This window comes from Streptomyces sp. NBC_00096 (genome assembly GCF_045041305.1).
Lineage (GTDB): Bacteria > Actinomycetota > Actinomycetes > Streptomycetales > Streptomycetaceae > Streptomyces.
This window is the reverse complement of record NZ_CP108221.1, coordinates 2,563,406-2,583,954: the sequence shown is the minus strand read 5'-3', so window position 1 is coordinate 2,583,954 and position 20,549 is coordinate 2,563,406. Positions and strand designations below refer to the sequence as shown.

At 71.4% G+C, this 20,549-nt stretch carries 18 protein-coding genes; 9 read left to right on the top strand and 9 right to left on the bottom strand.

Features of this window, described 5'->3' with window-relative positions; all coding sequences use genetic code 11:
• Positions 1–86 precede the first annotated feature (86 nt).
• Entirely contained in the window at positions 87–1,046 is a 960-nt protein-coding gene (locus OG904_RS10985; RefSeq protein WP_405489814.1) for a polysaccharide deacetylase family protein, read from the top strand.
• Positions 1,047–1,060: 14 nt separating this feature from the next.
• Positions 1,061–1,933 (top strand): polysaccharide deacetylase family protein, encoded by an 873-nt coding sequence (locus OG904_RS10980; protein WP_405497936.1) that lies wholly within the window; start codon positions 1,061–1,063, stop codon positions 1,931–1,933.
• Between the two features lie 74 nt (positions 1,934–2,007).
• Here OG904_RS10980 and OG904_RS10975 read toward each other — a convergent pair whose 3' ends face one another.
• The 4 genes from OG904_RS10975 to OG904_RS10960 form a co-directional block, all read right to left on the bottom strand.
• Positions 2,008–3,438 (bottom strand): FtsW/RodA/SpoVE family cell cycle protein, encoded by a 1,431-nt coding sequence (locus tag OG904_RS10975; RefSeq protein WP_405489812.1) that lies wholly within the window; start codon positions 3,436–3,438, stop codon positions 2,008–2,010.
• Positions 3,426–4,688, bottom strand: a complete 1,263-nt coding sequence (locus OG904_RS10970; RefSeq protein ID WP_405489810.1) for an LCP family protein — start codon at positions 4,686–4,688, stop codon at positions 3,426–3,428. Before OG904_RS10970 ends, OG904_RS10975 begins: the two co-directional genes overlap by 13 nt.
• Positions 4,689–4,850: 162 nt before the next feature.
• The gene (locus OG904_RS10965; RefSeq protein WP_405489808.1) at positions 4,851–6,290 is read right to left on the bottom strand and encodes a sensor histidine kinase; all 1,440 of its coding nucleotides are present in this window, start codon (positions 6,288–6,290) and stop codon (positions 4,851–4,853) included.
• On the bottom strand, positions 6,283–6,972 hold the full coding sequence (locus OG904_RS10960; protein ID WP_405489806.1) for a response regulator transcription factor: 690 nt from the start codon (positions 6,970–6,972) through the stop codon (positions 6,283–6,285). Before OG904_RS10960 ends, OG904_RS10965 begins: the two co-directional genes overlap by 8 nt.
• Before the next feature lie 723 nt (positions 6,973–7,695).
• On the opposite strand from OG904_RS10960, the gene groES reads away from it, so the two are divergent.
• Positions 7,696–8,004, top strand: a complete 309-nt coding sequence (gene groES, locus OG904_RS10955; RefSeq protein ID WP_030154760.1) for a co-chaperone GroES — start codon at positions 7,696–7,698, stop codon at positions 8,002–8,004.
• Positions 8,005–8,140: 136 nt separating this feature from the next.
• Entirely contained in the window at positions 8,141–9,772 is a 1,632-nt protein-coding gene (groL, locus tag OG904_RS10950; RefSeq protein ID WP_399376381.1) for a chaperonin GroEL, read from the top strand.
• Positions 9,773–9,848: 76 nt separating this feature from the next.
• Here the strand turns inward: groL and OG904_RS10945 are convergent, their stop codons facing one another.
• The 3 genes from OG904_RS10945 to OG904_RS10935 all read right to left on the bottom strand — a co-directional run bounded on the left by OG904_RS10945 (position 9,849) and on the right by OG904_RS10935 (position 12,106).
• Complete coding sequence (locus OG904_RS10945; protein ID WP_405489803.1) at positions 9,849–10,547, bottom strand: ester cyclase; 699 nt, start codon at positions 10,545–10,547, stop codon at positions 9,849–9,851.
• A 98-nt stretch (positions 10,548–10,645) separates the two neighbouring features.
• The gene (locus OG904_RS10940) at positions 10,646–11,419 is read right to left on the bottom strand and encodes an SDR family NAD(P)-dependent oxidoreductase (protein WP_405489801.1); all 774 of its coding nucleotides are present in this window, start codon (positions 11,417–11,419) and stop codon (positions 10,646–10,648) included.
• 9 nt (positions 11,420–11,428) lie between these two features.
• Positions 11,429–12,106 (bottom strand): MOSC domain-containing protein, encoded by a 678-nt coding sequence (locus OG904_RS10935; protein WP_405489799.1) that lies wholly within the window; start codon positions 12,104–12,106, stop codon positions 11,429–11,431.
• Between the two features lie 79 nt (positions 12,107–12,185).
• Here OG904_RS10935 and OG904_RS10930 point away from each other — a divergent pair, with 79 nt between their 5' ends.
• Positions 12,186–13,085: a LysR family transcriptional regulator gene (locus OG904_RS10930; RefSeq protein ID WP_405489797.1), complete on the top strand. Its 900-nt coding sequence runs from the start codon at positions 12,186–12,188 to the stop codon at positions 13,083–13,085.
• A 199-nt stretch (positions 13,086–13,284) separates the two neighbouring features.
• On the opposite strand, the gene OG904_RS10925 is transcribed toward OG904_RS10930, so the two are convergent.
• Positions 13,285–13,611 (bottom strand): WhiB family transcriptional regulator, encoded by a 327-nt coding sequence (locus tag OG904_RS10925; RefSeq protein WP_112447862.1) that lies wholly within the window; start codon positions 13,609–13,611, stop codon positions 13,285–13,287.
• Between the two features lie 379 nt (positions 13,612–13,990).
• Between OG904_RS10925 and OG904_RS10920 the strand changes: the two genes are divergently transcribed.
• From OG904_RS10920 to OG904_RS10905, 4 genes are all read left to right on the top strand, one after another.
• Positions 13,991–14,602 (top strand): response regulator transcription factor, encoded by a 612-nt coding sequence (locus OG904_RS10920; protein WP_003948568.1) that lies wholly within the window; start codon positions 13,991–13,993, stop codon positions 14,600–14,602.
• Between the two features lie 410 nt (positions 14,603–15,012).
• Entirely contained in the window at positions 15,013–15,642 is a 630-nt protein-coding gene (locus OG904_RS10915) for a sigma-70 family RNA polymerase sigma factor (RefSeq protein ID WP_405489794.1), read from the top strand.
• A 167-nt stretch (positions 15,643–15,809) separates the two neighbouring features.
• Positions 15,810–17,315: an IMP dehydrogenase gene (guaB, locus tag OG904_RS10910; protein WP_405489792.1), complete on the top strand. Its 1,506-nt coding sequence runs from the start codon at positions 15,810–15,812 to the stop codon at positions 17,313–17,315.
• A 154-nt stretch (positions 17,316–17,469) separates the two neighbouring features.
• Positions 17,470–18,594 (top strand): GuaB3 family IMP dehydrogenase-related protein, encoded by a 1,125-nt coding sequence (locus OG904_RS10905; protein WP_243333436.1) that lies wholly within the window; start codon positions 17,470–17,472, stop codon positions 18,592–18,594.
• A gap of 77 nt (positions 18,595–18,671) precedes the next feature.
• Here OG904_RS10905 and OG904_RS10900 read toward each other — a convergent pair whose 3' ends face one another.
• Positions 18,672–20,474: a M16 family metallopeptidase gene (locus OG904_RS10900; RefSeq protein WP_405489789.1), complete on the bottom strand. Its 1,803-nt coding sequence runs from the start codon at positions 20,472–20,474 to the stop codon at positions 18,672–18,674.
• Positions 20,475–20,549 lie beyond the last annotated feature (75 nt).

Sequence of the window (20,549 nt, the reverse complement as noted above, 5' to 3'; positions counted from 1 at the left end):
CCACGGTGGGCCAGTCGGAGGAAGGTCGGATTCCGATCGCGGTGTCGGGCCGGGCCCGGGCGCGCGGGGTGTAAGGATCCCGAGCTATGCAGCTAGTCCGACAAAAGGAACTTAAGACGCAACAGGGTCACCGGATCGCGGCAGTCACGCGCGGCCGGTTGGGGACGGCCGCGATGGCCGCACTGCTCGTCGCCGCACTGGGCACGGGCTGCGGAGCCGGCGGTTCCGAAGCGCCGGACAAGGCCGCGAAGGCGAAGGCGGCCGCGGGCGCCGAGCCGGCCGGCGCGGCCGGGGCGCTCGGCAGCCACGCCGAGAAGCTGAAGGCCGCCCAGCAGGCGAGGGCCGTCGCGGCGAAGAAATGGAAGCTGGCCAAGCCGCCGCTCATGGCTCCGGAGGCGCCCAAGAAGAAGCCGGAGATCACCACCCGCGAGGGCTTCGAGGTCGAGGGCGGTGACGAACTGCCGCCCGTCTTCACCACCGTCCCCACGGAGGAGAAGGTCGTCTTCCTGACCATCGACGACGGCGCCGAGAAGGACCCCGAGTTCCTGAAGATGATGCAGGAGCTGAAGCTCCCGTACACCGCCTTCCTGAGCGACTACCTGGTGCGGGACAACTACCCGTACTTCAAGGAGATGCAGTCGGCGGGCGTCACGCTCAACAACCACACGCTCAACCACCGCTACATGCCCGCGCTCTCCTACGAGAAGCAGCGCGAGGAGATCTGCGGGCAGCAGGACACGATCGAGAAGCAGTTCGGCAAGCGGCCGACGCTGTTCCGCCCGCCGTACGGGAACTACAACGAGGACACGCTGCGCGCGGCCAAGTCCTGTGGGATCAAGGCCGTGCCGCTGTGGAACGAAGAGGCCTTCCCGAACCGGATGGACTGGCGGGAATGGGACCGGGACCTGCATCCTGGTGACATCATCCTCACGCACTTCCGGGGCAAGGAAGACTGGAAGGGCAGCATGACTGACATGATCCGTCATGTGATGAAGACCGTCACGGACAAGGGGTATGCCGTGGCCCGCCTGGAGGATTACTTGTGAGGTACGCGCGCCGGCTGGTGGCCGCAACGGTGATGGCCGGTGCGCTCGCGCTGTCCCTGGCGGGGTGCGGGGGCGGTGCGGATCCCACGGAACGGCTGGGTCCCAAGGCGACGGGGGCCGACGGGTCCGCGTCGCCTTCGGGGGCGGCCCCGGGGGCGGCCTCGCCTTCCGCTTCCGCGCCGGGACAGGCCGGGACCGAGGCGTACCGGAAGTGGGGGCTGAACGCCCCCCTCCAGTACGCGCCCAAGCCGGCGGCCAAACCCCTCATCCCGGCGGCGAAGCCGGGCCGGGCCCAGGTCATCGACCGAATACCCGTCCCGGTGGACGACAAGGTCGTCTTCCTGACGTTCGACGACGGCGCCGAGAAGAACCCCGAATTCCTGAAGATGGCCGCCGATCTGAAGCTGCCGATCAGCATGTTCCTCACGGACAACATCGCCTCGGCGGACTACGGCCACTTCGAGAAGCTCCGCGACAACGGCTCCGGCAGCACGATAAACAACCACACCCTGACGCACCCGAATCTGCGGACCCTGTCCTTCGAGGGACAGAAGAAGGAGATATGCGGGCAGCAGGAACGCCTGGAGAAACGATTCGGTACGCGGCCGACGCGATTCCGCCCGCCGTACGGCAACTACAACGACGACACGCTCCGGGCCGCGCACGAGTGCGGGATATCGCAGGTGCTCCTGTGGCGGGTGTCGATGCAGATCAACAACTTCCAGTACGCCGAAGGCTCCGCCCTCAAACCGGGCGACATCATCCTGGCCCACTTCCGGGGCCCCGCCGAGCTCAAGGGCGCGACGGAGATCGAGATGACGACCCGGATGCTCCAGCGGATACAGGAGCAGGGCTACCGGATCGGGCGGGTGGAGGACTACCTGTAGGGGAGCGCCCGCATATCGGAGCGCCCGCACGGGAGTACCTGTAGGGGAGCCCCCACAGGGGGCTGTCCGCGGGGCTACCCGAGGGGTGCGGCCGGGTGGGGATCCGGCCCCGATGCGACCACCGGCGTGATCGTCGTCTCCACCGGGCCCCGGGCGTCCGCCTCGCGCTGTCTCTCCGTGCTGTCGGAGATGCGCAGCAGCAGGGCGATCATGATCCAGTTGGCCAGGAGGGACGAGCCGCCCGCGGCCAGGAACGGCAGGGCCTTGCCCGTCAGCGGGATCAGCCCCGTGACGCCCCCCGCCACCACGAAGACCTGGAGGGCCAGCGCGGCCGACAGGCCCACCGCCAGCAGCTTGCCGAACGGGTCCCGGGCGCCGAGCGCCATCCGCAGCCCCCGCTGCACGAGGAGTGCGTAGAGGACCAGGACGGCCATGACGCCGGCCAGGCCGAGTTCCTCGCCCACCGTCGTCAGGATGAAGTCGCTGCGGCCCGCGAACCCGATCAGCTCCGGGTGGCCCATCCCGAGCCCCGTGCCCGTGACGCCGCCCGTGCCGAAGCTGAACAGGGCCTGCGCCGACTGGTCGGAGATGACGCCCGGCGGCCGGTCCTTCCAGTAGTACGACAGCGGATCCAGCCAGGCGGCCACGCGCCCCTTGACGTGCGGTTCCGTCGAACCCACGACGAAGGCGCCCGCCGAGGCCAGCAGTAGGCCGCAGACGATCCAGCTGGTGCGCTCGGTGGCCACGTAGAGCATCACCACGAAGACGCCGAAGAAGATCAGCGAGGTGCCGAGGTCGCGCTCGAAGACCAGTACGAGCAGCGAGATGATCCACACCGTGATGATGGGGCCGAGCTGGCGCATCGGGGGCAGCCGCATGCCCAGGAACTTGCGTCCCGACAGGGCCAGCGCGTCCCGGTGGATCACCAGGTAGCCGGCGAAGAAGACCGCGATCATGATCTTCACGAACTCGCCGGGCTGGAGCGAGAGCCCGCCGATGATGATCCAGCGCTTGGCTCCGTAGGTGTCCGCGCCGAAGAACGCCGGCGCGATCAGGGCCACCAGCGCGGCCACCATCGTGATGTAGATGAACCGCTGCAGCAGCCGGTGGTCGCGCAGGATCCCCAGCACCGCGACGCAGGCCGCGACGCCGACCACCGACCACATGAGCTGGCCGGGCGCGTTCGCCGCCGCACCCTTGAACCGCTCGATGTACCCCTGGTCGAGGCGGTGCAGCAGCACCAGCCCCATCCCCGTCAGCAGCAGGGCCAGCGGGAAGATCAGCGGATCCGCGTACGCCGCGAACCGGCGCACGGCCAGGTGCCCCACCAGCGCGAGCAGCGTCAGGCTGATCACGAAGCCGGTGAGGCCGGGAGGCAGCGCGTCGTTCATCGCCAGGCCGGCGCTGATGTGGCCGGAGATGGTCACGGCGAGGACGAGGACGAGCAGCAGCGCTTCGGTACGGCGGCGCGCGCCCGCCGACGTCAGGGGCTTCAGTCCACGCACGGGACGCCGCCGCCGTCGATGGCGGGGGTTCCGCTGCTACTGCTTCCGCTGCTTCCGCTGCTCTGTGACGGGGCGGGCCCGGGCGAGGCGGGCCCGGGTGAGGACGGAGCGCCGCCGCCCGGTGCGCTCGGGCTCGCAGCGGCCCCGGGACCGATCTGCTCGGCAATGAGGCGCTTTATCTTCATATCGTCTACGACGTTTATCTCGGCGCCATGGTTCCTGTCGTACCGCTCGATGGGAAGGGTCACAAACTCCACGTTGCCCCCCGACAGGTTCTTCGCCTGCTTCACGAACGACAGCAGGTCCCACCCCTGATCGGTCACGACGTCCTGCTTCGCCGAGTCGATCAGTTTGATCAGCTTCACCGGATCGGTGAAGGTCCCGGCCTGGTTCAGCTTGTACGTCGCACCCGCCAGGAAGGCCTGCTGCCGCTTCGTCCGGTCCAGGTCGCCGTTGGTCAGGCCGTGCCGCTGCCGTACGAAGGCCAGCGACTGCTGGCCGTTGAGCGTCTGGCGACCGGCCGGGAAATCGGCGCCCGAGTAGCCGTCCTTCACCGGCTTCTTCAGACACACCGGTACGCCGTCCAGCGCGTCCGCCAGGTGGTAGAAGCCGGCCAGGTTCAGCTCGGCGAAGTGGTCGATCGGGACACCCAGGAAGCCGCGCACCGTGTCGATCTCCGCCTTGCGCCCCGCCTCGCGCCCCGCGGTCTCCAGCTGCCGCCGGTCCTTGACCCCCTGGGCGGAGAGCTGCTCCTCGACCTTGGCCTTCGCCCGCCCGTACGCCTCCTTGATCTTGGCCTTGCCGGTGAACCCGGGCACGCCGCGCAGCTCGACGAAGTCGTCGCGGGGGACCGAGAAGGCCTTCGCCCGGCCGCCGTCGGCGGGTACGTGGAGCAGGATCAGGGTGTTGGTGTTGTAGCCGCCGATGTCCGAGCTGCCCGCGTGCAGTTTGTCGAGGACGTCCTCCGGCAGCGGCTCGCCGTTCTGGTCCCGGCGGCTGTCCAGGCCCATCAGCAGGATGTTGGTGTCGCCGTGCTTGGACTTCTCGGCGCCCTCCAGCGCCTTGGAGCTGCCGATGGAGGAGGCGAGGTCGTCGTACAGGTACCAGGCGGTCGCGCCCGCGAGCACCACCAGGGCGCAGCCGGTCGCCAGCAGGGTGCGCGTGAGACGGGTCCGGCGGGATCGCCCGCGGCGGCGGGACGCGGGGGCCTGGCTCGGCGGTTCCGGGGGCTTCCTGCGGTGGGCGCTCATGCTTGTCGATGCTGGGGGAGCGCTGCTGAAGGAATCCTGAGGGTCCTGAAGCCGCCTTCAGGGGCGGGGCCCGCCACCTGGGCGACCCGGGGGCGGCGCCGCTCCCGGAGGCGCCGCCCCCGGCCCCCGCACCTCAGTCGCCGGGGCTTGAGGGGGCGGGGTCTACGTGGGCGGGGCCGGCGGGGGTGGGGCCGATGCGGGCGGGGTCGTCGCGGGCACGCGCAGTACCAGGCGGGCGCCCCCGGTGGGGGCGGGGAGGGCCTGGACGTCGCCGCCGTGTGCCCGGGCGAGTTCCCGGGCGATGGCCAGGCCCAGGCCGGTGCCGCCGCTGGCCCGGCCCCGGTCCGCGTCCAGGCGTACGAACCGCTCGAAGACCCGGTCCCGGTCCGCCTCCGGGATGCCCGGCCCGTCGTCCGTGACCTCCAGCAGCGCCCAGCCGTCCTCGGCCGCGGCCCGGACCACGACCCCGGTACGGGCGTACCGCAGGGCGTTGTCCACCAGGTTGGCCAGCGCCCGCTCCAGCCGCGCCGGGTCCCCGGAGGCCGGTACGGGGGCCCGCGCGTCCAGCCGTAGCCGGGCCCCGCGCTCCGGGCGCCGCGCCACGTCCTCGGCGGCCAGCAGCGCGAGGTCCACCGGCTCGGTGCGCGGCGCGGGTCCGCCGTCCAGCCGGGCCAGCAGGAGCAGATCGGCCGCGATCCCCTGCAGTCGCTCGGTGTCGGCCAGCGCGGCCGCCACCGACTCCCGGTCGGGGTCCCGCAGCGCCACCTCCAGCCGGGAGCGGACGGCCGCGAGGGGGTTGCGCAGCTCGTGCGAGGCATCGGCGGTGAACTGCCGCTGCCGGGCGTCGCTGCGCTCCAGCCGGTCGAGCGTGTCGTTGACGGTCCGGGCCAGCCGCGCGATCTCGTCCGCGCCGCCCGGGTCGGGGACCCGCCGGTCCAGCTCGCTCGCGGTGACCGCGGCCAGCTCCGTGCGGATCGCGGTGACCGGGCGCAGCGCGTGCCCCGTCACCCACCAGGCCAGGGCCGCCGAGAAGGCGATCAGCGGGGGCGCGCCGGCCAGCAGACCCACTGCGAGCGCCCGGTTGGCGTCGTCCACGTCACCGAGCACGGTCGCGGCGTAGACGGTGTGCGGGGCGTGCGCCCCCGGCGGGCCCGCCGGGCCCGGCGCCTCCACGGCGACCACCACGCGCCGCTGTGCGCCGGGGCGCGCGGGCGGCAGGACGGCCGAACGGGAGTCGGAGCCGGGCGCGGGGCGCAGCTCGGTGAGCTCGGGGGTGTCCTTCAGCTCCCCGCTGGTGGCCACGACGGTGCCGGCCGCGTTCCGCACGAGGACCAGGTCCACCCCGCCCTCGGGCGCCCCCAGCCGGCCGTCGGCCGGGAGGATCCCGGTGTCGACCTGGGCGGCGACCTTGCGGGCGGCGAGCTCGGTGCGGCCGGTGGTGTTCTCGATGAGGTTGGCGCGCAGCAGGGTGTACAGCCACAGCCCGCCCGCGGCGAGTACGGCGGCCATCGCCAGGGCGGCCGCGGCTGCGGCGCGCGCCCGCAGGCTGCCGAGCCGCCGGGGCCGGGGCCGGGGTCCGGGCCGGGGCGGGGGGTTATCCACCGTCCGGGGCCATCCGGTAGCCGGTGCCGTGGACGGTGAGGATCGAGCGGCGGCCGAAGGGGGCGTCGATCTTCCGGCGGAGCGAGGAGACGTAGACCTCGACGATGTTCGGGTCGATGCCGTGCGGGGTGTCCCAGACCTCGTCGAGGATGTCCTGCTTGGCGACGGCCCGGCCGGGCTGCTCCATCAGGCAGGCCAGTACGCCGAGCTCGCGGGCCGTCAGCTCGATCTCCTGCGGACCCCGGCGGCAGCGGCGGCCGAGGGGATCCAGGACGAGGTCGCCGGCCTGCAGCACGCTGGGCTGCTGGGGGGCGCCGGCGGCGGTGCGGCGGGCGAGCGCGCGGAGCCGGGCGGCGAGGACGACGAAGGAGAACGGTTTCGTCAGGTAGTCGTCGGCGCCGGAGTCCAGGCCCTCGGCCTCGTCGTACTCGCCGTCCTTCGCGGTCAGCATCAGCACGGGGGTGGTGACGCCGTGGGCCCGCATCCGCCTGCAGATCTCGTAGCCCGACAGGCCGGGGAGCATCAGGTCGAGGAGGACGACCTCGTACGGGCCTCCGGTGAGGGCGAGGTCCAGGCCGCGGTGGCCGTCGTGGGCGAGGTCGATCCAGTGGCCGTCGGCGGAGAGGCCGCGCCGCAGTGACTCGGCGAGGCCCACTTCGTCTTCGACGACCAGGATGCGCATGCCCCAAGCCTCACATACCGGACCCACCACGCCGCTCCCCGGCCACGGATAGGCCCCCGGGCTCCGCCCGGCCCCCTGGGTCCCCGTACCCCGGGCCTCAATCGCTGGCGGGGCTGGATGAATCAGGCCTGCCCGCATCCGCAGGCCCGGGCTTCGCCCAAGCCCCCTGGGGCTCCGCCCCAGACCCCGCTCCTCAAACGCCGGAGGGGCTGGATTTTCCGGACGGTCGGGGGTCGATTCAGCCCCGCCGGCGATTGAGGCGAGGGGTCCGGGCGGCGCATGAGGCGAGGCGGTCCAGGCAGCGCCCGGGCTGGTGGTGGCCCGGGGCGGGACCGGGCCGGCAGGGTCCGGGCTTCGCTCAGGCTGGTGGTGGCCCGGCGTCAGGCGGGTCCGGGCTTCGCTCGGGCTGGTGGTGGCCCGGGGCCAGGGCCCGGCCGGCGGGGGTCCGGGCGGTGCATGCGGCGAGGGGGTTCGGGCGGCGCCCGGGGTGGGGTTCGGCGAAGCCCGGGGTGGGGTTCGGGCGGGCTGGAATGGGGGAAACCAGCGGCGCGTATTGGCACTCCGCTTGACCGAGTGCTAATCCCCGGAATAGTCTCGCGTCTGGCACTCGCCCCTGGTGAGTGCCAACACGGCGACAGACGGATCCGGCACCCGCGACGACGGATCGACCTGGTCGCCACCTCAGACAATTAACCCCGGATCTCCGAAGCGGAAGGTCAGATCGTGACGACCACCAGCTCCAAGGTTGCCATCAAGCCGCTCGAGGACCGCATTGTGGTCCAGCCGCTCGACGCCGAGCAGACCACGGCCTCTGGCCTGGTCATCCCGGACACCGCGAAGGAGAAGCCCCAGGAGGGCGTCGTCCTCGCCGTGGGTCCGGGTCGCTTCGAGGACGGCCAGCGTCTCCCGCTGGACGTCTCCGTCGGCGACATCGTCCTGTACTCCAAGTACGGCGGCACCGAAGTGAAGTACAGCGGCGAGGAGTACCTCGTCCTCTCGGCTCGCGACGTGCTCGCGATCATCGAGAAGTAATCACTTCTCCAGTTTTGCTTTGAGCTGCGCCCCTGGTCACCCCTGCTGATGCCGGGCGGCGAGGGGCGTAGTTCGTTCTTGACAGGCGGTCGCGGTGAGCGGCCGGGGATAGCAACGAGAGGGCTGAACCGCTCCCATGCCGAAGATTCTCAAGTTTGACGAGGACGCCCGTCGCGCCCTCGAGCGCGGCGTCAACAAGCTTGCCGACACCGTCAAGGTGACGATCGGCCCCAAGGGCCGCAACGTCGTCATCGACAAGAAGTTCGGCGCTCCCACCATCACGAACGACGGTGTCACCATCGCCCGTGAGGTCGAGCTGGACGACCCGTACGAGAACCTTGGCGCGCAGCTCGTCAAGGAGGTCGCGACCAAGACCAACGACGTCGCGGGTGACGGCACCACCACCGCCACCGTCCTGGCCCAGGCGCTGGTCCGCGAGGGTCTGCGCAACGTCGCCGCGGGTGCTTCCCCGGCCGCCCTGAAGAAGGGCATCGACGCCGCGGTCAAGGCCGTGTCCGAGGAGCTCCTCGCGACCGCCCGCCCGATCGAGGACAAGTCCGACATCGCCGCCGTGGCCGCGCTCTCCGCGCAGGACCAGCAGGTCGGTGACCTCATCGCCGAGGCGATGGACAAGGTCGGCAAGGACGGTGTCATCACCGTCGAGGAGTCCAACGCCTTCGGCCTGGAGCTCGAGTTCACCGAGGGCATGGCCTTCGACAAGGGCTACCTGTCCCCGTACATGGTTTCCGACCAGGAGCGTATGGAGGCCATCCTCGATGACCCGTACATCCTGATCAACCAGGGCAAGATCTCCTCCATCCAGGACCTCCTGCCGCTGCTCGAGAAGGTCATCCAGGCCGGCGCCTCCAAGCCCCTGCTGATCATCGCCGAGGACGTCGAGGGCGAGGCGCTCTCCACCCTCGTCGTCAACAAGATCCGTGGCACCTTCAACGCCGTCGCCGTCAAGGCGCCCGGCTTCGGTGACCGCCGCAAGGCGATGCTCCAGGACATGGCCACCCTCACCGGTGCCACCGTCATCGCCGAGGAGGTCGGCCTCAAGCTCGACCAGGCCGGTCTGGACGTACTGGGCTCCGCCCGCCGCGTCACGATCTCCAAGGACAGCACCACCATCGTCGACGGTGGCGGCAGCTCCGACGAGGTCCTCGGCCGCGTCAACCAGATCAAGGCCGAGATCGAGTCGACCGACTCGGACTGGGACCGCGAGAAGCTGCAGGAGCGCCTGGCGAAGCTCGCCGGTGGCGTCTGCGTCATCAAGGTCGGCGCCGCCACCGAGGTGGAGCTCAAGGAGAAGAAGCACCGTCTCGAGGACGCCATCTCGGCGACCCGCGCCGCGGTCGAGGAGGGCATCGTCTCCGGCGGTGGCTCCGCTCTCGTCCACGCCGTGAAGGTGCTGGAAGGCAACCTCGGCCTGTCGGGCGACGAGGCCACCGGTGTCGCGGTCGTGCGCCGCGCCGCCGTCGAGCCGCTGCGCTGGATCGCCGAGAACGCCGGCCTCGAGGGCTACGTCATCACCTCGAAGGTCGCCGAGCTCGAGAAGGGTCAGGGCTTCAACGCCGCCACCGGCGAGTACGGCGACCTGGTCAAGGCCGGCGTCATCGACCCGGTCAAGGTCACCCGCTCCGCGCTGGAGAACGCCGCTTCCATCGCGTCCCTGCTGCTCACGACCGAGACCCTGGTCGTCGAGAAGCCGGCCGACGACGAGGGTGACGCCGGTCACGGCCACGGTGGCCACGGCCACAGCCACTGACCTCGTCAGCGAGCACGACGAAGCCCCGGTCACCGCTGCCAAGCGGTGGTGACCGGGGCTTCGCCCGTTCTGCCGGCTAGCCGGCCATCACGCCCATCTGGCGCATGAGCCCCGGAGCGTCGTAGTACCACCAGTCTTCGGCGATCTGGCCGTTCTCGATGCGGGAGGTCGTACAGCCCGACATGGAGACTTCCCTGCCCGTCGGCGCGACCCCCATGAACTCGCCCTTGTGGGTGCCCTTCCAGTCCCAGAGCGTGGTCACGCAGTCCCCTTCGGCGACCTGGCGCGTCATGTCGAAGGTGAACTCGAAGGCGTCGCGCCACATGCCGATGGTCCGGCGCAGGCCTTCCCGGCCGTTGCCCGCCGAACCGGTCTGCATGATGTCGTGGCTGACGTAGTCGGCCGCGATGCACTCCTCGACGACGTCCATGTTGCCCTTGACCGCGATCTCCTCGAACATCCGGTTCACGATGAGCTTGTTGAGGTACTCGTCGCGGACCACGTCGAGGTTCATGAACTTGGGCATGCCGTCGCAGAGGGCCACCATCTCCTTGAACATCCGGTCCGTCTCCGGGAGCTGAGAGTTCCTCATGGCCTCTTCGTACGAGGGGAATTCGACGAGGTCCACATAGTGCGTGTGGGCGTCGCGGTCCTTGCCGATGAGCGTGTGGGTGACCGTGCGCTTGCCCGCGGTCTGCTCGGCGTAGCGGTCGATGAGGGCGTTCATCTCCTCGAACCGCTTCGTCTCGTAATCGATTACTTGCACGAATGTCATCGCGTCGCCTCCCGCGCTGGATGGGACACATCCAGTCTAGGGAGATTTCACCCATATGCCGCGTTTACTCACAGGTCGCCACAGCGTGGTCAGCCCGGTCACTGGGGCCCGTACTTGCGCCCCGTACGGGAGGAGACCCCGCCCAGCAGCCCGCGCGGGGCCAGCTTCACCACGCCCATCAGCGCCTTGTAGCGCGGGTCCGGGATCGACACGGTCTTGCCCCGTGCCAGATCGGCCAGGGCCGCCGCCACCAGCTTGTCGGCGTCGAGCCACAGCCAGCCGGGGATGTTGTCCGTGCCCATGCCGGCGCGCTCGTGGAACTCGGTGCGCACGAACCCCGGGCACAGCGCCATCATCCGGACGCCCGAGCCGGCCAGGTCCTTGGCCGCCCCCTGCGTGAACTGCACGACCCAGGCCTTGCTCGCCCCGTAGGTGCCGCGCGGCACGAAGGCGGCCACCGAGGCCACGTTGATGACTCCGCCGCGCCCGCGCGAGCGCATCGGCTCCGCCGCCGCCGAGGTCAGCCGCAGCACGGCCTCGATGTGCACCTTCAGCATGGTCAGCTCGTCGGCCATGGAGACCTCGAGGTAGCGGCCCTTGTTGCCGAAGCCCGCGTTGTTGACCAGCAGGTCCACCGGGTGCTTGCGGTCGCCGAGGCGCTTCTCGACCGCCGAGATGCCCTCCTCCGTGGAGAGGTCGGCGGCCAGTGCCTCGGCCTCGATGCCGTGCCGGTCGTGCAGCTCGGTGGCCTGCTCGCCCAGCCGCTTGGTGTCCCGGGCCACCAGGACCAGATTGTGCCCCTGGGCGGCGAGCCGCCGGGCGAAGGCGGCGCCGATGCCCGCCGTGGATCCCGTAATCAACGCAGTCGTCATAGGCGCAACCTAGTCGCCCCGCTTCCCGTACTTCTCCACGTGGGCCAGTGCCTTGTCCCGTGCCCCCGGCTCCAGCGCGTCACCGGCCGCCAGTGTGCGCGCCAGCAGCTCCCGCTCGGTGGTGAAGGCGCGGAACCAGAACGCCACCGTGACCTCGTGGTCCGGGCGGTGCACGACCTCGATGGCGTCGCCGGGCGAGACCGAGCCCTCCCGGACGACCCGCAGGTAGGCGCCCGGCCGGGCCTCCCGGGTGAACCGCTTGACCCAGCCCTTCTCGTCGAGCGCCCCCTGGAAGGTCCGGCACGGGATACGGGCCGAGGCCACCTCCAGGACCAGGTCGGGGCCGACCCGCCAGCGCTCGCCGAGCAGGGCGCCGTTCACGTCGACGCCGGAGGTCGTGAAGTTCTCCCCGAAGATCCCGCCGGGCAGTCCGCGGCCCAGCTCGCGCTCCCACCACTCCAGGTCCTCGCGGGCGTACGCGTACACGGCCTGGTGGTCGCCGCCGTGATGGCGCAGGTCGCAGACGTCGTCACCCTCGAGCCCGCTGGCCCCGGCACCCTTGGGTCCCGGCGCGAAGACCCGTACGGGGCCGGGGACCGGGACCTTGCCGTGACCGGTCAGCCCGCCCTCGGCGTCGGTGTAGTCGACGGCCGTCGCGCGGCCGCGGTTCACGGAGATCAGATGCATGGCGCCACGCTAGCCGAATGGACTCAAAGTAGCTCTGGGTTATTCGCGCTGGAGCCAAAGCGGGCCTTATAGTCGAAGGGTGATCGAGGCACGTCATCTCCGAGTTCTGCGCGCTGTCGCCGGAACCGGGTCCTTCTCCGCCGCCGCCCGCGAGCTCGGCTGCACGCAGCCGGCCGTCTCCCAGCAGATGAAGGCGCTGGAGCAGTCCGCCGGCACCCCGCTGCTGATCCGCACCGGGCGCGAAATGCGCCTCACCCAGGCCGGTGAGGCGCTGGTCCGGCATGCCGCCGGGATCCTCGCCGGGCTGACCGCCGCCGAGGAGGAGGTGGCCGCCATCGCAGGGCTGCGGGCCGGCCGGGTCCGGCTCGTCTCCTTCCCCAGCGGCAGCTCCACACTGGTGCCGACCGCGCTCGCGGCCATGCGCGCCGAGCATCCGGGTACCCGGATCTCGCTGGTCGAGGCCGAACCGCCGCGCTCGGTGGAGATGCTGCGCGAGGGCGACTGCGACCTCGCGCTGGCCTTCCGCTACGGCGGCGCCGCCGGATCGGCGGCCGAGTGGGAGGACCTCGTGGTCCGGCCGCTGCTGACCGACCGGCTCGTCGGGCTCGTTCCCGAGGGGCACCGGCTGGCGGGAGCGGAGCGGGTGGGCATGGCGGAGCTGGCCGACGAGCCCTGGATCGCGGGCTGCCCGCGCTGCCGCCGCCATCTGGTGGAGGTGTGCGAGGCCGTCGGGTTCACCCCGCGCATCGATTTCGCCACCGACGACTACCCGGCCGTGGTCGGCCTGGTCGGGGCGGGGCTCGGCGTCGCGGTGCTGCCGGAGCTCGCGGTGGAGTCCGTACGGGCCAAGGGCGTGAGCACCCTCGTCGTGGAACCGGCCGTCGAGCGGGAGGTCGTGGCGCTGACCCTGCCCGACCTGGCCCGCGTACCGGCCGTGGCCGCGACCCTGGCCGAGCTGGAGCGCGCGGCCAGGCGCTGACCTGCGTACGGCCCGGGTGCGGCAGCCGGCCCGGGTGCTGGCCCGCGTACGGCGGCCGGCCCGCGTGCGGGCCTGCCTGTGGGAGGCCCCGCGCGGCCCCCGCCCGGCGGGGCGGGGGGACGCGGTGGTGTGCCCTGTGGAGCGAGGAAACGTTCCTTCGGTGCTTGGTGAACGGTCGGCCGCGAGCGACCGGGTCCGCTCAGTGCGGAGCGATCGGCCCGATGGCGGTCGTCGCGGGGATCAGGCGATGGCGTGCGCGGCCCATCAGTTCTTCGCGTTCGTCCTCGGTGAGGCCGCCCCACACCCCGTAGGGCTCGCGGACGGCGAGTGCGTGCGCGGCGCATTCAGAACGCACCGGGCATCGCATGCAGACCTCTTTAGCCGAGGCCTCGCGCGCGCTCCTGGCCGCGCCCCGCTCGCCTTCCGGGTGGAAGAAGAGGGAGCTGTCGACCCCGCGGCAGGCAGCCAGCAGCTGCCAGTCCCAGAGGTCGGCGTTCGGTCCGGGGAGGCGGGAGAAATCTGCCATTGGTAGTCCTCTTGGTGCCGGTACTGAGGCGGATACGGTCCATGTCTCCACACCTACTGTCGTAGTAGATGTAAATATGACTCATTGGGAATCTAGCCTCAGACATGCGCCAAACGGAAGGAAAGCCGCCAAATAGGGCATAACGCCAGATGGAGGACACGCGGCGAGTGGCGTCCGCGTCGTGATCGCTTCCTCACGTAGAGTGCCGAAGGTGTCCGTCCGACCCGTAACTCTTTCGAGTGACCATCGTTGAGAGTGCGAAGGCGGTTGAACCAAGAAGTTCTCGGACAGGTGTCCGGGAGCATCGACCGCACAGGTGACGATACGTACCAGCCTGGAGGCTCAAGGTGACGCGCATCAGCAGCTGCGGAGGGCGGTCATGACATCCGTCCTCGTCTGCGACGACTCCCCGCTTGCCCGAGAGGCGCTCCGCCGCGCGGTTGCCACCGTGCCCGGCGTCGAGCGTGTGACGACGGCCGCCAACGGCGAGGAAGTCCTCCGCCGCTGGGGTGCCGACCGCTCCGACCTGATTCTGATGGATGTACGGATGCCCGGGCTCGGCGGTGTGGAGACGGTTCGCCGGCTGCTCTCGGCCGACCCCGGCGCCCGCATCATCATGCTGACGGTCGCCGAGGACCTGGACGGCGTGGCCCTCGCGGTCGCCGCCGGCGCCCGGGGCTATCTGCACAAGGACGCCTCGCGCGCCGAACTGCGGGCCACGGTCACCCAGGCCCTCGCCGACCCGACCTGGAGGCTGGCCCCGCGCCGGCTCCGCTCGGCCGAGATGGGCGCCGCGCCCACGCTCACCGCGCGGGAGATCCAGGTGCTGGAGGGCATGAGCCACGGCCGGTCCAACGCGGAGATCGGGCGCGAGCTCTTCCTCTCCGAGGACACGGTCAAGACGCACGCCCGCCGGCTGTTCAAGAAGCTCGGCGCGTCCGACCGGGCGCACGCCGTGGCGCTCGGGTTCCGCTGGGGCCTGGTCCGCTGACCGCGCGACCGCCGGCCCTCACCGGCCGGCGGTGCCGCGGGCGGGCCGGTCCGTCCGGTCGCCCGGTCTGTCCGGCCGCCCGGTCCGCCGGCCGCCCGGTCCGCCGGGCCCCCGGTCCCGGCAGCTCCCCGGAACCCCCCGCGGACCGATCCGTCGCACCCTGGTGCGAACGGTGGATTGACGGGGCACAATCCGGGGGACGTGTCGCTTCGGGCGCGATGCCGCATGCTTGAGGGTGTGGCGCATCCTGGAGATGTCGCCTCGGGGACGATTCGGCCGAGCGGGAGGGGAGGGGCCAGAGCATGAGTTCCGGTGCACCCATCCCGCACAACCCGTCGGCGCATAACGCTTCGACCCACAACACGGGCCGCGGTGCCGCGAATACTCCGGCGCCAAGGCACCATGGATTGATGCGCGACGACGAGGGCCCGGGGTCACCCGCGGCCACAGGTACCACCGGCGCCGCCAGAAGCAGCGGCGACGCGACCGTCGGCGCGCTCGTACGCCGTGCGGTCGAGGGCGACGAGCAGGCCACGCACGATCTGCTCGCCTTCGTGCACCCCCTCGCGATCCGCTACTGCCGCTCCCGGCTCTCGCGGCTCCCGGGTGACGCTCGTCACTTCGTGGAGGACCTGGCGCAGGAGGTCTGCGTCGCCGTCCTGATGGCGCTGCCGCGCTACCGCGACACCGGACGCCCCTTCGAGGCCTTCGTCTTCGCCATCGCCGCGCACAAGGTCGCCGATCTGCAGCGGGCCGCCATGCGGCATCCGGGCAGCACCGCCGTGCCCTCCGACGAGATGCCGGAGCGGCCCGACGACTCCCTGGGTCCGGAGGAGCGGGCGCTGCTGAGCAGCGACGCCGCCTGGGCCAAGAAGCTGCTGGCGAACCTTCCGGAGAACCAGCGCGAGCTCCTCGTACTGCGCGTCGCCGTCGGGCTGACCGCCGAGGAGACCGGGCAGATGCTCGGCATGTCCCCCGGGGCGGTGCGAGTGGCCCAGCACCGGGCGCTCAGCCGGCTCCGCGCACTCGCGGAGCAGTAGGCCGGCGGGCGTCCTTCCGGGGCTCGCGCCTGCTTTGCCTGTTTGTGCGGGGTCTGTTCTCGTAGGAAACCATGAACCTTGGGCTTGACCTTGGTCGTGGAATGAGACGCCTCGGGATCCCGTTAGCATGGACATCCGCGCTGAGCAAGACCATCTGGGAAGGTGTCATGACTGTGAACGCCGACGGAGTGCCCGACAAATTCGCCACACTCGGCCTCACATATGACGACGTGCTGCTGCTGCCGGGGGTCTCGGACATGTCCCCGGACGCGATCGACACGTCCTCGCTCATCTCCCGCAACGTCCGCGTGAACGTCCCGCTGCTCTCCGCCGCCATGGACAAGGTCACCGAGGCCCGCATGGCCATCGCGATGGCCCGCCAGGGCGGCGTCGGCGTCCTGCACCGCAACCTCTCCATCGTCGACCAGGCCAACCAGGTGGACCTGGTCAAGCGCTCCGAGTCCGGCATGGTCACCGACCCGATCACGGTGCACCCGGACGCGACCCTGCGCGAGGCCGACGAGCTCTGCGCGAAGTTCCGCATCTCCGGCGTCCCGGTCACCGACCCGGCGGGCAAGCTGCTCGGCATCGTCACCAACCGCGACATGGCCTTCGAGTCGGACCGCAGCCGCCAGGTGCGCGAGGTCATGACCCCGATGCCGCTGGTCACGGGCAAGGTCGGCATCACCGGCGTGGACGCCATGGAGCTGCTGCGCCGCCACAAGATCGAGAAGCTGCCGCTCGTCGACGAGTCCGGCATCCTCAAGGGCCTCATCACGGTCAAGGACTTCGTCAAGGCCGAGAAGTACCCGAACGCCGCCAAGGACAAGGACGGCCGGCTGCTCGTCGGCGCGGCCGTCGGTGTCGCCGGCGACGCGTACGAGCGCGCCCAGGGCCTGATCGAGGCGGGCGCCGACTTCATCGTCGTCGACACCGCCCACGGCCACTCGCGCCTCGTCGGCGACATGGTCTCCAAGATCAAGTCGAACTCGACGGTCGACGTCATCGGCGGCAACATCGCCACCCGCGACGGCGCCCAGGCGCTCATCGACGCCGGCTGCGACGGCATCAAGGTCGGCGTCGGCCCCGGCTCGATCTGCACCACCCGCGTGGTCGCCGGCATCGGCGTCCCGCAGGTCACCGCGATCTACGAGGCTTCGCTCGCCGCCAAGGCGGCCGGCGTCCCGGTCATCGGCGACGGCGGCCTGCAGTACTCCGGCGACATCGCGAAGGCCCTCGTCGCGGGCGCCGACACGGTGATGCTGGGCTCGCTGCTCGCCGGCTGCGAGGAGTCCCCGGGCGAGCTGCTCTTCATCAACGGCAAGCAGTTCAAGTCGTACCGCGGCATGGGCTCGCTCGGCGCGATGCAGTCCCGCGGCGACCGCAAGTCCTTCTCCAAGGACCGCTACTTCCAGGAGGGCGTGGGCGGCGACGACAAGCTCATCCCCGAGGGCATCGAGGGCCAGGTCCCGTACCGCGGCCCGCTCTCCGCGGTCGTGCACCAGCTCGTCGGCGGCCTGCGCCAGTCGATGTTCTACGTCGGCGGCCGCACGGTGCCGGAGCTCCAGGACCGGGGCCGGTTCGTCCGGATCACCTCGGCGGGGCTCAAGGAGAGCCACCCGCACGACATCCAGATGACCGTCGAGGCCCCGAACTACAGCCGCAAGGGCTGAAAAGGGCAGTACTGAAGGGGCGGACCCTCCCGGGTCCGCCCCTTCGGCGTCTCCGTCCGGGGCGGCGGGTACGTCCGTACAGCGGTCACCGGAACGCGACGTGCCGGGGTTCGGGGATACTGGACGGGCAGACCCAGAGGAAAGGCCACCACACGTGACTGAGATCGAGATCGGGCGCGGCAAGCGCGGCCGCCGGGCGTACGCGTTCGATGACATCGCCATCGTCCCCAGCCGCCGTACCCGGGACCCGAAGGAGGTCTCGATCGCCTGGCAGATCGACGCCTACCGCTTCGAGCTCCCGTTCCTGGCCGCCCCCATGGACTCGGTCGTCTCCCCGCAGACCGCCATCCGCATCGGCGAGCTCGGCGGCCTCGGCGTGCTGAACCTCGAAGGCCTGTGGACCCGGTACGAGGACCCGCAGCCGCTGCTCGACGAGATCGCGGAGCTGGACGAGGAGTCCGCCACCCGCCGTCTCCAGGAGATCTACTCCGCCCCGATCCAGGCGGACCTGATCCGTCAGCGGATCAAGGAGGTGCGCGACTCCGGCGTCGTCACCGCCGCCGCGCTCTCCCCGCAGCGCACGGCCGAGTTCTCCAAGGCCGTCGTCGACGCGGGCGTGGACATCTTCGTGATCCGCGGCACCACCGTGTCGGCGGAGCACGTCTCCGGCGCCGCCGAGCCGCTGAACCTCAAGCAGTTCATCTACGAGCTCGACGTCCCGGTCATCGTGGGCGGCTGCGCCACCTACACCGCGGCCCTGCACCTGATGCGCACCGGCGCGGCCGGTGTCCTGGTCGGCTTCGGCGGCGGCGCCGCGCACACCACGCGCAACGTCCTCGGCATCCAGGTCCCGATGGCCACCGCCGTCGCGGACGTGGCCGCGGCCCGCCGCGACTACATGGACGAGTCCGGCGGCCGCTACGTGCACGTCATCGCCGACGGCGGCGTGGGCTGGTCCGGCGACATCCCGAAGGCCGTCGCCTGCGGCGCCGACGCCGTGATGATGGGCTCCCCGCTGGCCCGTGCCACCGACGCGCCCGGCAAGGGCAACCACTGGGGCATGGAGGCCGTCCACGAGGACGTGCCGCGCGGCAAGAAGGTCGACCTCGGTACGGTCGGCACCACCGAGGAGATCCTCACCGGCCCGTCGCACTCCCCGGACGGTTCGATGAACATCTTCGGCGCGCTGCGCCGCTCGATGGCCACCACCGGCTACAGCGAGCTCAAGGAGTTCCAGCGGGTCGAGGTCACGATCGCGGACTCGCAGCACAGCCGCTGACCGTCCTGACGAACGCCCGCCGGAGGCCGGCACCCCGCACGGGGTGCCGGCCTCCGGCGCGTCCGGGGCCGGCGCCCTCAGGTTCGGCCGGAGCGCCGGCGGTGGCGGGCGACGCACATGACGGCGAAGCCGACGGTCACGAGGCCGGAGAGCTTGACCGGGCGCAGGTCACGGTCGCCCACGGGGACGGCCGGATCGGTCGCGTGGAACAGCAGCACGCCCGTGACGGCGGCCATGACGACGGCGAGTGCGCCCAGGCCCCAGATCGCGGCGGCGAACAGCCCGGACCGCGGGTTCCGCCAGGCCGCGGCGGCGCCGGGTCTGGTGGCCCGCGGGATCCGCGCGGGGTCGCGCGGGGGCATCGCGATCACCACCGACGGGGGGACGGAGGCGTCCACCACGGCCAGTTCGGCCGGATCGATCCGGTAGAGCGACGGTTCGACGGTGACCGAGAACCCGTTGCGGTCGACCAGGTGCCGGGCTCCGTCGGGGAAGGTCCGCAGCAGGACGCAGTCGGCGTACCGGACGGTGGCCCGGTCGTCCGGCGCGACCACGCTGACGCCCTCGGCGCCCACGATCAGGGAGACCGCGTCGTCCGCCACCGCCGGGCGGCGCCGTCCTTCGACGATGTCCGCCGACCGGGCGGGCGCGGGCGTCAGCCCGGCCCACTCCACGGAAGCGGTGGGCACCTGCATCAGGGCGTCCGCCCACACCTCGCGCGCCACGTCCCGCAGATCCTCGGTGGTGACCGCCCCGAGCTCCGCCCGGGCCTCGGCGGGGGTGAGGTTGCGGTGGCCGAGGAGCAGGTTCACGGCGTGACCGGGCAGCATGGCCGCGCCGAGGTCGGGCAGGTCGAACCGGGCCAGGGCGGAGGCCCGTACGGCGTCCAGGTCGGACTGCTCGATCCGGCCCGCGCGGAGCTTCGCGAGCACGTCCACGAAGGCGCCGACCAGCGCGTCCTGTTTCTGGGGCAGCGAATCCGCGTACGCGACGACGGTCGCCCGGCCGGCGTCGCGCACGGAGTAGTCGGCCGCCGCCGTGTAGGAGTACCCGCCCTTCTGGCGCAGTTCCCGGAACAGCTCCTTGCCCAGCACCTCCGTGAACAGGGACGCCCTGGTGGAGCGGGGGACCACGGCGGTCAGGCAGACACCGCCGTCGTCGCCGTGGAAGTAGGCGGGCGTCCCGGGCAGGGCGGAGGTGGGCTCCGGCGCGGGGTGCCACGCACCGGAGGGGAGGCCGAGGTCGAGACCTTCGGGGACGGTGTCGCCGGTGATCCACAGGACGGCGTTCTCCGCGGTGAACCACGTCCGCGCCCAGTCGCGCACGTCCCGTTCGGTGATCTTGTGGAGGCCGTACTCGGGATGGGCGGCGAGACCGTAGGAGCCGGGGCCGTAGCGCCATGCGGCCGCGGCGCGGGCCGGTCCGCCGGCCTTGCCGGCGGCCTCCGTGCGCAGGATCTCCTTCTCGGTCTCCAGCCGTTCCACGGGGAGGTCGCGCAGTGCGGCGCAGACGCCGTTCAGGTACTCCACGACGTCAGCGGTCGTACCGGTGACGTGGAAGTGGGTGCAGGCGGCCGCGGTGGTGCCGTTGTAGTGCAGGTCCCCGAGCCCGTGGCGGTACAGGGCGAGGTGCTCGACGAGATGGGTGATGCCGCTGGTGGCGAGGGTCTCGTCGGCGCTGCCGACGCGGAACAGCAGCCCGGCGGTGACCGGGCCGGGCCGGTGCGCGAGGAGCGTACGGATCCCGGCGACGGAGGTTTCGGTGATCATGCCGCTTCCGGGCCCTTCGCCGGAGTGGGCGCAGGGCTCGGCGGCGGGGAGGGCCGGGAGGACGGGCACGGGGTCGGGGAGGGGCCGATCTGGCGGCACGGTGGCAGGCACGGGCGGATCATATGATCGTTCCGCATCGTTGCGACAGGGAATTCCGGTCTCGGTCGGGCACCGCGCCTGATCGCA

Bases quoted from the DNA above. Each gene is read 5' to 3' on its own strand.
- OG904_RS10970 (WP_405489810.1), bottom strand. From the start codon at position 4,688: ATGAGCGCCCACCGCAGGAAGCCCCCGGAACCGCCGAGCCAGGCCCCC.
- OG904_RS10925 (WP_112447862.1), bottom strand. From the start codon at position 13,611: ATGGCAGATTTCTCCCGCCTCCCCGGACCGAACGCCGACCTCTGGGAC.
- OG904_RS10985 (WP_405489814.1), top strand. From the start codon at position 87: ATGCAGCTAGTCCGACAAAAGGAACTTAAGACGCAACAGGGTCACCGG.
- OG904_RS10915 (WP_405489794.1), top strand. From the start codon at position 15,013: ATGCGCGACGACGAGGGCCCGGGGTCACCCGCGGCCACAGGTACCACC.
- OG904_RS10920 (WP_003948568.1), top strand. From the start codon at position 13,991: ATGACATCCGTCCTCGTCTGCGACGACTCCCCGCTTGCCCGAGAGGCG.
- OG904_RS10945 (WP_405489803.1), bottom strand. From the start codon at position 10,547: ATGACATTCGTGCAAGTAATCGATTACGAGACGAAGCGGTTCGAGGAG.
- guaB (WP_405489792.1), top strand. From the start codon at position 15,810: ATGACTGTGAACGCCGACGGAGTGCCCGACAAATTCGCCACACTCGGC.
- OG904_RS10940 (WP_405489801.1), bottom strand. From the start codon at position 11,419: ATGACGACTGCGTTGATTACGGGATCCACGGCGGGCATCGGCGCCGCC.
- OG904_RS10960 (WP_405489806.1), bottom strand. From the start codon at position 6,972: ATGCGCATCCTGGTCGTCGAAGACGAAGTGGGCCTCGCCGAGTCACTG.
- OG904_RS10935 (WP_405489799.1), bottom strand. From the start codon at position 12,106: ATGCATCTGATCTCCGTGAACCGCGGCCGCGCGACGGCCGTCGACTAC.
- groL (WP_399376381.1), top strand. From the start codon at position 8,141: ATGCCGAAGATTCTCAAGTTTGACGAGGACGCCCGTCGCGCCCTCGAG.